The organism is Streptomyces tricolor, assembly GCF_002155905.1.
GTDB lineage: Bacteria > Actinomycetota > Actinomycetes > Streptomycetales > Streptomycetaceae > Streptomyces > Streptomyces tricolor.
The window spans coordinates 1-11201 of the sequence record NZ_MUMF01000598.1; the positions used below are offsets into that span (position 1 = coordinate 1).

The 11201-nt window shown below is 72.8% G+C and carries 9 protein-coding genes; 4 read left to right on the forward strand and 5 right to left on the reverse strand.

The window, feature by feature from the left end; all coding sequences use genetic code 11:
- From CCN44_RS34730 to CCN44_RS34740, 3 genes are all read right to left on the reverse strand, one after another.
- The coding region (locus CCN44_RS34730; protein WP_086702438.1) for a response regulator at positions 1-618 on the reverse strand (618 nt) is incomplete at its 3' end.
- 12 nt (positions 619-630) lie between these two features.
- A complete protein-coding gene (locus CCN44_RS34735; RefSeq protein ID WP_189396930.1) occupies positions 631-1863 on the reverse strand; it encodes a sensor histidine kinase in 1233 nt (410 codons plus the stop codon).
- Positions 1864-2041: 178 nt separating this feature from the next.
- Positions 2042-3565 carry a class I adenylate-forming enzyme family protein gene (locus CCN44_RS34740; RefSeq protein WP_237482361.1) on the reverse strand — a complete coding sequence of 508 codons (1524 nt, stop codon included), beginning with the start codon at positions 3563-3565 and terminating at the stop codon, positions 2042-2044.
- A gap of 187 nt (positions 3566-3752) precedes the next feature.
- On the opposite strand from CCN44_RS34740, the gene CCN44_RS34745 reads away from it, so the two are divergent.
- The 3 genes from CCN44_RS34745 to CCN44_RS34755 all read left to right on the forward strand — a co-directional run bounded on the left by CCN44_RS34745 (position 3753) and on the right by CCN44_RS34755 (position 8187).
- Positions 3753-5378: an NAD(P)-binding domain-containing protein gene (locus CCN44_RS34745; protein WP_086702444.1), complete on the forward strand. Its 1626-nt coding sequence runs from the start codon at positions 3753-3755 to the stop codon at positions 5376-5378.
- 128 nt (positions 5379-5506) lie between these two features.
- Positions 5507-6739 (forward strand): alpha-hydroxy acid oxidase, encoded by a 1233-nt coding sequence (locus CCN44_RS34750; protein WP_086702455.1) that lies wholly within the window; start codon positions 5507-5509, stop codon positions 6737-6739.
- Positions 6733-8187 (forward strand): cytochrome P450, encoded by a 1455-nt coding sequence (locus tag CCN44_RS34755; RefSeq protein ID WP_086702446.1) that lies wholly within the window; start codon positions 6733-6735, stop codon positions 8185-8187. Before CCN44_RS34750 ends, CCN44_RS34755 begins: the two co-directional genes overlap by 7 nt.
- 63 nt (positions 8188-8250) lie before the next feature.
- Here the strand turns inward: CCN44_RS34755 and CCN44_RS46790 are convergent, their stop codons facing one another.
- Positions 8251-9168 carry a hypothetical protein gene (locus tag CCN44_RS46790; protein WP_237482363.1) on the reverse strand — a complete coding sequence of 306 codons (918 nt, stop codon included), beginning with the start codon at positions 9166-9168 and terminating at the stop codon, positions 8251-8253.
- 99 nt (positions 9169-9267) lie between these two features.
- Here CCN44_RS46790 and CCN44_RS34765 point away from each other — a divergent pair, with 99 nt between their 5' ends.
- Positions 9268-10383 carry an ABC transporter substrate-binding protein gene (locus CCN44_RS34765; RefSeq protein ID WP_059255727.1) on the forward strand — a complete coding sequence of 372 codons (1116 nt, stop codon included), beginning with the start codon at positions 9268-9270 and terminating at the stop codon, positions 10381-10383.
- A 101-nt stretch (positions 10384-10484) separates the two neighbouring features.
- Here CCN44_RS34765 and CCN44_RS34770 read toward each other — a convergent pair.
- Positions 10485-11201, reverse strand: a 717-nt coding sequence (locus CCN44_RS34770; protein ID WP_143650181.1) for a WD40 repeat domain-containing protein, incomplete at its 5' end; no start/stop codon positions are given.

Consider the following 11201-nt stretch of genomic DNA (forward strand, 5'->3'; position numbering starts at 1 on the left):
GTCGCGCAGGCCGAGCTTGGTCAGGACACGGCTGACGTGCGTCTTCACCGTCTGCTCGGCCAGCACCAGCGTCTGCGCGATCTCCCCGTTCGACTGCCCGCGGGCCACCAGCGTGAGGACCTCGGTCTCGCGTTCCGTCAGGTCCTTGAGCCGCAGCGCGGGCTTGCCCCGGGCGGCGGGACGCTGCCTGGCGAAGTCCGCGATGAGGCGGCGCGTCACGGAAGGGGCGAGCAGCGCGTCGCCCGAGGCCACGACGCGGACCGCCGCGATGAGGTCGGCCGGCGGCGCGTCCTTGAGCAGGAAGCCGCTCGCGCCCGCCCGGAGCGCCTCGTAGACGTAGTCGTCGACGTCGAAGGTGGTGAGCATCAGGACCCGCGGCCGGTGTGTCACACCGGGTGCCGGCTCCAGGAGACGGCGTGCGGCCTCCAGCCCGTCCATCCCGGGCATCCGCACATCCATCAGCACGACATCGGGGTGGGTACGCCGGCTCAGCTCGACGCCCTGCGCGCCGTCGGGGGCCTCGCCCACCACGTCGATGTCGCTCTGGGCGGCCAGCAGGGCGGCGAAACCGGCCCGCACCATGGCCTGGTCGTCGACGATGATGACGCGGGTCGTCACGTGAAGTCCTTTTCAGTCGGGGGAGTTCAGGGGAAGTCGGGCGGCGACCCGGAAACCGCCGTCCGGCAGCGGCCCGGTGTCGAGGCTGCCACCGACGAGCCGCACCCGCTCGCGCATGCCGACGAGGCCGTGCCCGGTGCCGCCCACCTCGAGCGGGGCGGCGGACGGCACCGGCGCCGGTCCGTTGACGACCAGGACGGTGAGCCGCGCGCCGCCCCGGGGATCGGACTCCGTCACCGACAGCGACACCTGCGTGCGGGCACCCGGCGCGTGCCGCACGACATTCGACAGGGCCTCCTGGACGATCCGGTACGCGGACAGGCCGACCGCCTCGGGCACCTCGACGTCGCAGGGGGTGAACTCCACCGGTCCGCGGGCCCTCGCCGTGGCCTCCACCAGCTGCCCGATCTGCGCCAGGCCCGGCTGGGGCACGAGCTCGCCGGGCGCCTCCTCGCTGCGCAGGACGCCGAGGAGCCGTCGCATCTCGCCGAGCGACTCGCGCGCGGTCGCCGCGATGGACGTGAACTCCTGCCGCACGTCCGGCCGCAGCCCGTCGAGGCGGTACTCCGCGGTGTCCGCCTGCACCGTGATGACGGACATGTGGTGTGCCACCACGTCGTGCAGCTCGCGGGCGATCCGGGCGCGCTCCTCCAGCCGCGTCCGCCGGCCACGTTCGGCCTCGCTGATCGCCTCCTGCTCGGCCAGCCTGCGCCGCGCCTCGGACCGCTCGCGCAGCGCACCGCCCAGCAGGAGCGCGACGCCCCCGAGGATGGTGCACAGCAGGCCCGTGGCGCCGAAGCCGTGGGGCGCGACGAACCCCAGGGCCACGTTCGCGGTGGCCGTGGCCAGCCACACCAGCAGCAGCGTCCGGCGCCGCCCGCGCAGCCCCAGGGCGAGGCAGAGGCCGGTGTACCCGACGATCTCCACGGGCGGGAACGGCCACAGCAGCCGCTCCTGGAAGTCGACGGTGAGCAGGGCGAGCGCCCCGGCGACGTCCGCGACGAAGACCACGAACCAGGCCTGCAGCGGCCGTACGACGGCGAGCAGCAGCGGCGCGGCCTGCGCGACGGCCAGCCCGCCGGCGACGCCTCCGGTCAGGCCGTAGTCGGCGGTGAGGACCACCATGGTCGTGGGCAGCAGGGCGACGCACAGCACGAACGCCACGGCCCACGGCAGCAGCCGCACCCATCGCCGCGAAGCCCCGGAGAGCAGTGCGCGCGGGCCTTCCTCCTCCACTGAGGTCATGCGCACCAGCCTAGGGGCGCCGCGACGGCGCCCGGAGCGGCGCAAGGCGTCGGCTCCTCGGCCGGCACGCAGCGGTCTGCCCGCTCGTAGTCGGGGCCCCGAGACGCCCTCCCCGGGACGTGCGAGCGGGCGGCGCCCGGTCCTGCCCGCCGGTGGGCGAGCGGCGGTGCCTGATCCCTCAACGGGGTGTCAGCAGGGCGCGCAGGGCGGCCTTGTCCGGCTTGCCGCTCGGTGCCACGGGGACCTCGGTGAGGCCGACGATGCCCGCCGGGACGGCGGCCTCGCCGAGTTCCCGGGCCACCAGGCTGCGCAGCGCGCCCGCGTCCGGCGTGGCTCCGGGCTGCGGGACGACGAAGGCGTGGATCGCCTCGCCGGTCCGTTCGTCCGGTACTCCGACGACGTACGCCTGGTCGACGTCGGGGTGGGAGGCCAGAACGCGCTCGATGGGGCCCGCGTAGTGGATGATCGCGTCGACGATGACGATGTCGCGCGTGCGCCCGGTCAGCCGCAGATACCCCCGCGCGTCGACCCGGCCGAGGTCCCGGGTGCGGACCCAGCCGTCCCGCAGGACCTCCGCGGTCTCCTGTGGGTCCTCCCAGTAGCCGCAGAACGCGTCCGCGAGCCGGACCCACACCTCGCCCGTCCGGTCCGCGGGGAGGTCCCGTCCGTCCTCGTCGCGCACGGTCAGCTCGACGGTGTCGAGCGGGCGTCCGACGGAGTCGACGAGCCCGGGATCGGCGGCGAGTTCCTCGGGTTCGAGCACGGTGAGCATGCCCGTCTCGGTCTGGCCGTAGGCGTGGTGGACCACCGGTCCGAGCAACTCGGCCGCCTCGGCCAGCCGGTGCGGAGCGAGGGGGGAGCCGGCCACGACGAGGGCGCGCAGGCTGCTCGTGTCCACGGCCCCCTCGCGTACGGCGTCGAGGATGCCGTACAGGCGCGGCACCGTCGTCAGGCAGGCGGTGACGCGCCGCTCGGCGAACACCTCGGGGAAGCGCAGGGGCTGGTCCGGTATGACGGCGGTGCCCCCGCCCAGCAGCGCCAGCCCCAGGTGCTCGAACATGACGGCGCTGGTGAGCGTGCCGAAGAGCAGGAAGCGTTCGTACCGCGCCGCGAGGCGCCGGGTGCGGTCGGTCCAGCGGGCGGGTTGCAGGGCCCAGCCCTGCGACAGGGCGCCGTAGGTCACCATCGTGCCCTTGGGCCGGCCGGTGCTCCCGCTGGTGAGGTGGACGACGCCGATGCCGTTGCGGTCGCCCCGCGCGGTGAGGTCGTCGGGGGCGGGCGTGACGGGCGCCGGGGGCCGTGGTGTGCCGTCGGCCCGCAGCAGCGGGATGCCTGCTGCCGCGGCGGCCGGTGCGGTCCGGCTCGCGGCGTCGTCCGTCACCACGGTGTCGATGTCGCGGGCGAGGATGTCCCGCAGGTGCTCGCGGGTCAGCCCCGGGCGCAGTCCGACCACCTGGCAGCCGATGACATGGGCGGCGACGCGGACGGCGAACGCCTCCGGCGTGACACCGGTGTCGAGGACCACGCGGGCTCCTGCGGTCAGACCCGCGCCCCGCAGGTGCCGCACGAACCCGGCGATCAGGGCGAGCACCTCTCCCCGGGTGACCGTGCGTCCCTCGAACTCGAAGGCGGGCACATCGGGAGCGGCGCGGAACGCGTCGACGAGCGCTTGCGGAAAGATTTCCCCGGGCTTTTCGGCCACCTTGTCTCCACTCTGATCAATTCTGGCCGGAAACAATCGCTGTGCAGGTGCGCGTCCTCACGTTAACCGGCAAGGAGAATGCTCCCTCCCGAGATGTGTGTGATCTACGTCACTCGGTTGCGGGGTGGCTTCATTCTTTAACGGTCAAGTATCGTCTTGGTCGCCCCCACGGAAGGCAGGACAGCCCATGTCTCTTTTAGGGCAGGTTGACTATCTCGTCATCGGCGGCGGCCCCGCCGGTCTGCAGGCCGGCTACTTCCTCGAAAAAAGCGGCAGAGATTACCTCATCGTGGAGGAGAGCGACGCTCCGGGCGCTTTCTTCACCCGTTTCCCCAGACACCGGACGCTGATCTCGTCCAACAAGGTGCACACCGGCTGGAACGATCCGGAACTGCGCCTGCGCGTCGACTGGAACTCCCTGCTCTCGGACGAGGGTCCGCTCTTCACCGCCTACTCCCCGCGCTATTTCCCGCCGGCCGACGTCATGGTCCGCTACCTGGCGGACTTCGCCCGGGAACACGAGCTGCGCATCCGTTTCAACACCCGGGTCACCGGCGTCACGCGGCCCGGCGGCGGCCTGTTCTCGGCTTCCGACCAGCATGGCAACGTTGTCCGAGCCCGGCGGATCATCGTCGCCACCGGTGTCTCACGGCCGTACGTGCCACCCATCGAGGGCGCCGAGGAGGCCGAACACTACTGCGAGGTCTCCGTCGACCCGGCCGAATTCACCGACAAGAGGGTACTGATCATCGGGCGCGGCAATTCCGCGTTCGAGACCGCCGACAATCTCATCGAGACCGCCGCCGTCATCCACGTCGCCGGACCCGGCTCGCTGAAACTCGCCTGGCGGACACACTTCGTCGGACATCTCCGGGCGGTGAACAACAACTTCCTGGACACCTACCAGCTGAAGTCACAGAACGCCGTACTGGACGGCGACATTCTGCGCATCGCGCGGAATCCCGATGGCACCTATGTCGTGAGCGTGAGATTCGCGCGCGTCGAAGAAGTCGTGAAGGACATCCCGTACGACCGGGTCATCCTGGCCACCGGATTCCGTTTCGACGCCTCCATCTTCGCCGACGACTGCCGCCCCGACCTCGTCATCAAGGACCGTTTTCCGCAGCTCACCGATGCCTGGGAATCCGTGAACGTGCCCGATCTGTATTTCGCGGGCACCATCACCCAGTCCCTGGACTTCAAGAAGTCGACCAGCGGTTTCATCCATGGCTTCCGGTACGGCGTGAAGGCCCTGCACCGCATGATCGAGCGCCGTTACCACGACCAGGCGTGGCCGCACACCGTCCTGCCCGCAGCCGCGGGCGCCGTGACCGACGCGGTCATCGGGCGGGTCAACCGCACCTCGGCCCTGTGGCAGCTGTTCGGTTTCCTCGGCGACGCGGTGCTGGTCGGCACCGACGGTGACGTGCGCTACTGCGAGGAGGTCCCGGTGGCGCACCTGCACGCGTCCGCCGCCCGCGGCGAGTTCGGGAACCTGTCCTCCTACTTCACCGTCACCCTGGAGTACGGCGCGGACCACGACCAGGTCGACCCCTTCGACATCACCGTCAGCAGGACACCGCAGCGGGACACCAGCGGCCTCGACGCACGCTATCTGCACCCCGTGGTCCGGCAGTTCCTGCCCGACGGCACCGGCAAGCCGGTCGCCGAGCACCACACCACCGAGAACCTGGAGAACGAGTGGGACAAGCCCGACGTCCACATCGGCCCACTGCGCTCCTTCCTCGCGTCCCGGCTGTCCACCGGTGACGACCTCCCGGCCGGCGGGGAACTCGCCGCGCCCCGCACATGAGCGAGCCGGGGGCCGGCCTGCGACGCGGTCCGGCCCAGCCGGTTGAGACGGCCGCGATGGCGGAGTCCGGTGGGCCGTTCGAGGTGGCCGCGGTGGTGGAGTCCGGTGGGCCGTTCGAGGTGGCTGCGATGGCCGAGTCGAGTGGGCCCGACCCGTCCGGTGGGCCTGACGAGTCGGATGGGCTCCGCGAGGCTGACGGGCCCGCCGAAGGGTCCCGTGGGCCGGCCGGTTCGGCCGGGCCGGAACGCGGGGCCGCCGCGTCCGCGCCCGGTCCCGCCGCGTCGGCTCGCCGGAAACTCCGCCCCGAGCACTACGACTTCTTCGCGGGCGGCGCGGGAGAGGAGACGGCGCTCAGAGAGAACGAGAGGGCTTTCGGCCGGCTGGCCCTGCTTCCCCGGGTACTGCGCGGCGGCGCCGACCTCGGCACCCGGGTGAGCGTGCTGGGCCGGGAGTGGCAGGCGCCGCTCTTCGTGTCCCCCACGGCCTTCCACCGTCTCGCCCACCCCGACGGCGAACTGGCCACCGCGCGCGCCGCCGCCGCGACCGGCATCCCGCTGGTGACGTCGATGGCCGCCACCACCGCCGTGGCGGACGTCGTCGCCGCGGCCCGCGAGGCGGACTCCGAGGCCCTGGTCTGGTTCCAGCTGTATCCGCAGCCGGAGCACGAGGTCACCGCGGAGCTGGTGCGCCGGGCCGAACGGGCGGGCTGCCGCGCCCTCGTCGTCACCGTGGACTCTCCCGTTTTCGGCAGGCGCACCCGGGACCTGCGCAACGGCTTCCACGATCTGCCGCCCGGTCTCGCGGCCGAGAACATGCGGGACCTGCCCGGTGCCGCGCCCGGCAGCACGCGTGACATCGCCATGTGGCCCGCCGGCTGGGACGACCTGGCACGGCTGCGCGAGCTGACCGATCTGCCCGTCGTCCTCAAGGGCGTCCTGCATCCGGAGGACGCGCGGACGGCCGTCGAGCAGGGCGTGGACGCGCTGCTCGTGTCCAATCACGGGGGGCGGCAACTCGACGCCGCTCCGGCCTCGGTCGAGGCATTGCCGACCGTCATCGAGGCCGTCGCCGGACGGGTGCCGGTCCTCATGGACGGCGGGGTGCGCCGCGGCACCGACATCGCGCTGGCCCTCGCTCTCGGCGCGCGGGCCGTCGGGGTGGGCCGGCCCGTGCTGTGGGCGCTGGCCACGGGAGGCGAGGACGGCGTGCGGGAGGTGCTGACCGCACTGCGCGAGGACTTCGCCCATGTGCTCACCCTCTGCGGCGGGCGCCGGCCCGAGGACCTCACGGCCGACCAGGTGGTCCTGCGCGGCCTTCCGTACCGGCCCGGAGGACCCGGAAGGGGAGAACGCGCATGGTGAGCAGGACCACGGCGGCGGCGCTGGCCGCGGGCGGCGCGCTGCTGCTGTCCTCCCCGGCCTGGCTGCCCGCCCGGGTCGTGGCGCTCCGCACGAAGGTCTTCGCCCGGGTCAACGGAGACGAGGGCATGTTCCTCCCGAACGCCACCTTCGGCCCGGACCGTTTCCGGGAGGTGTACGGCCATCCGGCCGCCGGTGGCCGCAGCAAGGGCGCGGCGCTGTCGGACCTGTTCTGGTACTGGCTCGCGCCCGGCGCCGACGTCCACCAGGAGCACCTGGAGGCCGGCCCCCGCTACGAGGAGGTCGCCCGGCGGACGGCCGCCGTCCTCTCCCGCCCGTCGGCTCAGCTGTACGCCGCCGCGGCACGGCACACCCGGCAGGCCCTGGATGCGACCGCCACGGGTCGCGTGCGCTCGGTGCGGCTGCGGGATCTGATGATGCCGGTGTGGGCCGGGTTCTTCTACGAACTGGTCTTCGAGGAGCCTTGCCCGGCCGAGGCCCGGCGGCTGATCGTCGCCAACGCCGAGGACGTCGTCAACGCCCTCAAGTGCACCCGGCTGCGCCACATGCGCCGCAGGCACCGGCTCACCCGCTATCTGCTGCGCCGGCTGGCCGCCGGTGACCTGCCGCACGTGCTGCCCGCGGGCCTGACCCGCCGTCAGCAGGCGCTGTACCTCCAGGGCACCTTCTTCAACACCGCCGTCGTCCAGATGTCGGAAGCGATGGCCCACCTCCTGCTGGCCCTGGCCCAGCACCCTCGGACACAGCAACGGGTGGCGGCCGCACCCGACGACGACCGCTACCTGACGTACGTCATGAACGAGACGTTCCGCCTCTACCCTCTGTTCGGGGTGGCCCATCGCATCACCACCGCGGACATCTCCCTCGACGGTCTGCCCACCATCCCGGCGGGCACCGTGCTGACCTTCAGCTATCCCGACTACCACGCCACCGGGTACGCCGACCCCGAACGCTTCGATCCCGAGCGCTGGGCGGCGCTCTCCGCGAAGAACGCCCATCACATCCCCTTCGGCGTCGCGACCAACCGGCCCTGCCCCGCCTGGCGCCTCGCACCGGTCGTCATGCGCGCCGCGACCCGTGAGGTGCTGGCCCGGTACGAGCTCGACTCCCCCGTCAGCCACACCCGTTCCATCCCGCACCGGGCCCCTTGTCTGCTCGTACCGCGCGACCGCCCGCTGCCGGTGCCCGTGCGACGCGTCCTGCGCACGGCACTGACCGCCCGCGACCGGGCCGAGGACGTCGGACGCAGTCTGCTGCAACTCCTCCTCGGCACCTGGATGGTGCTGGCCGCCCGCCGCACCAGACCCGCCGCCACATACTTCGCCCACCACGACACCGAGGGCCGCCCCCTGCGTCCCGACGACTCGCCGCACCCGGACACGAGACCGGAACAGGCCACGACCACCTGCCCGTACCCGGGCCGGAGCTGACGTGCGGGATCAGCCGGCTCGCGCGTCACCGAGCCGCGCTGCCCGGTACGACACTCGGGAGGCTCAGACTTCGATCCGTACCCAGGTGTCCCCGGCTCGGAGCCAGAGGACACCGTCGCGGCCCTGGGCGCAGTGCATGACGACCGGCCCCGGTAGGCGCAGCTTCTCCTGGGCGGTGATCACCCAGGCACCGTCGACCAGTTCCGCGCGGCTCAGCTCGACGCCGGGACGGTTGTGGAACCCGTGGGTGAGGAGCATCCGGGTGCCGCGGACGGCGATACCGTCGGTGTCCCTCAAGGGGTTGGGAAAGCTGGTGATGTCGCCGGTGGCGGGATCGACTCGGGACACGAAGGCACCCTTGTGGCTGAACCAGGCGAGCCAGGCCATGGCCCCCTCGGTGGCACCCGCGCTTCCGCCGAGCGGCCAGACGGGGAGCCGTCCCTGAGGGCTCCAGACGGGGGAACCGTCGCTGTCCCAGCGGGCCAGGCCGGCACCGGACTCCGGGTGGCCTCCGTAGATGCCCTCGTCACCGTACGCGGTCCAGATACCGCCGTCGCGGTCGGTGATGACGTAGTCGATGTCGTCGCCGATACAGAAGTGACCGACCGGGCTCCCATCGGGGGAGTGCACCACCGCGTTCCGCTCCCACGCCCCGTCCCGGCCCCGCCGTGTCCGGCCCGACACCAGCAGGAACCGTGACCGCGGAAGCAGGGCCAGATGACCGGTCCACGGGGCTATGCCGGTGACGGGGGTGCGGTGTTCGACCCCGCCCGAGACCACGACCAGTACGCCGTCGCACGGAGCCGCCACGCTCCATCCGACCCACCCCTTGACATACGGGGAACGGCGCAGGTGCCGCTCCTGGACCAGCAACACCGCGAGTTCGCTGCCCGGTCCGACGCTCCAGCACAAGGCCCGCCATCCGGCCCGGGCGTCTTCACGGGGCAGGCTCCACACGACGGGCAGTTCGCCAAGCGGCATCGGCATTCACCTTTTGGACTCCAGGCCCCTACGGCGCCCGAAGAGATGTACGTTACCGGACGGATCGAGACCGCATCGTCAGACGGGAGACGCCGACACATGAACGCGCCGCCAACGGCACGGGGGCCGGAGCGGACCGACGGTCCGTCGGTCCGGGTCGGTGCTCTCGCTCCGCTCACGCGACCGGGCTGGGCCGAGGCGGGCCGGCACCTGCTCGCCGGGCTGGAACTGGCCGCTCGCGACGTCAACGAATCCGGCGGGATCGGCGGCAGACCACTCGAACTGGTGGTCCGCGACACCGCGGCCGACCCGCAGAGAGCCGCGGCGGCCGTGGACGAATGCGCGCGCCTGGGCGTGGCCGCCGTGGCGGGGGAGTACCACAGCGTCGTCGCTCGCGCCGCCGCCACCAGGGCCGACGCCCTCGGCGTACCGTTCCTCTGCTCGTCGGCGGTCCTCGACGCGCTCACCGACCAGCCGACGGAGTGGGTCGCGCGCCTCCCGCCGCCGCAGTCCCGCGGCTGGCGGGTCTACGCGGACTTCCTCCTCGGTGCGGGCCACAGCCGCATCGCCGTGGCCGCCGACGCGAGCGTCTACTGGGCGTCCGGGACCCGCGTCCTGCGCGAACACCTCGCGCCGCGCGGCGGCACCGTCCTCGAACTCGACATGCGCGCGCTCACTCCTACCGCCGTGTGCGACGCACTCGCCGACCACCGCGCGACCGCACTCCTGCTGCTGGTCGGCCATCCGGAGCCGGCGGTGTCGATCGTGCGGACCGTCCGCCGCGACCAGCGTCTCGCCGGGATCATGCTCGGTGCTCCGGCCGGGCAACCGGAGTTCGCCGCATGGGCGACGCTGCTGGGCGACGACGGTGCCGGGGTCCCGTTCCTGCGCTACCTGCCCGAGCGCCTCGGCCCCCTGGGAATCCGGGTCGAGACGGCCCTGCGCGAACAACTGGCCGAGGCGCCCTCCTTCGTCGCCTTCGAGGGCTACGACACGATCACCGTCCTCGCCGACGTGCTGCGGCGCACGCACGGCACGGACCGAGCCCGCACGGCCGCGTCCTGGCCGGACGTCGCGGTCGACGGCACCCGCGGGCAGATCCGGTTCACCCGCACACCAGGCATCAGTGTGTGGCAGTGGGCTGGGCCGCCCGTCCACGTCGTCGACCGGGACCCGGCGGCACCCGACCGCTTCCGGATCCGCCACGTCGGCTGAGAGCGCGCCGGCTCCCCGGATCGGACGCGCCGACAGGCCCCGCCGCCGGCGGAACCGGGCTCTGGTTGTGCGTCGGCGGGCGAGGTCGGGTGCGGCAGGGGTCAGCAGGTGCCGCGGTAGGGGATGCCCGGGATATAAGTCCTCCAGTCGGCGGGGGAGAGGCCCGAGCCGGTGCGTCGGCAGACCGTGGCGGACAGGTGCTCGGGAGACAGGTCGTACCTGGTGACGGGGACGTTGACGCCGGCGGCGTACAGGGTGTCCTCGTCCTGGCCGAAGGCCAGTGCCAGGGACTGGTCCCCCGAGGCCGGCAGCGTGGATCCGAGCAGCCGCGAGGAGGCCACGTCCCAGAGCTGGACGGTGCCGGCGTCCCCGCCGACCGCCAGGGTGCCGCCGTCGCGGGAGAAGGCCAGCGCCGACACCGTGCCCACCAGGTCGGCCTCGGAGTCGGACGCCTGGCCGTCGAGCACACCGAGGCGCCTGCGCAGGGTGCCGTCCCAGAGGGTGACGCGGCCCATGAGGTCGCCCGCGGCGAAGTACCTGCCGTCGGGGCTGAAGGCCACAGCCGTGTTCATGTCGTCGGCGAGGAGGCGGTGCTCCAGCCGTCCGCCTGCCCCAAGGTCGCCGACCACTCCCTCGGGGGTCGCCAGCCGGTCCCCGTCCGAGCTGAGCGCCGGCTTCACCCCGAGGGAGTCGAAGCTGGTCCCGCCGGTGCTTTCCCGGCTCCGCACCGAGCGCACGCGCTTGCTCCGGCGCAGGTCCCAGACCTCGGCCGACACCGGGTCCGTGGCCCGGTACACCACCAGCGAGCGCGCGTGGGC

Excerpts from the sequence above, each read along its gene's own strand:
- CCN44_RS34735 (WP_189396930.1), bottom strand. The coding sequence starts at position 1,863 with ATGACCTCAGTGGAGGAGGAAGGCCCGCGCGCACTGCTCTCCGGGGCT.
- CCN44_RS34745 (WP_086702444.1), top strand. The coding sequence starts at position 3,753 with ATGTCTCTTTTAGGGCAGGTTGACTATCTCGTCATCGGCGGCGGCCCC.
- CCN44_RS34750 (WP_086702455.1), top strand. The coding sequence starts at position 5,507 with ATGGCCGAGTCGAGTGGGCCCGACCCGTCCGGTGGGCCTGACGAGTCG.
- CCN44_RS34755 (WP_086702446.1), top strand. The coding sequence starts at position 6,733 with ATGGTGAGCAGGACCACGGCGGCGGCGCTGGCCGCGGGCGGCGCGCTG.
- CCN44_RS46790 (WP_237482363.1), bottom strand. The coding sequence starts at position 9,168 with ATGCCGCTTGGCGAACTGCCCGTCGTGTGGAGCCTGCCCCGTGAAGAC.
- CCN44_RS34765 (WP_059255727.1), top strand. The coding sequence starts at position 9,268 with ATGAACGCGCCGCCAACGGCACGGGGGCCGGAGCGGACCGACGGTCCG.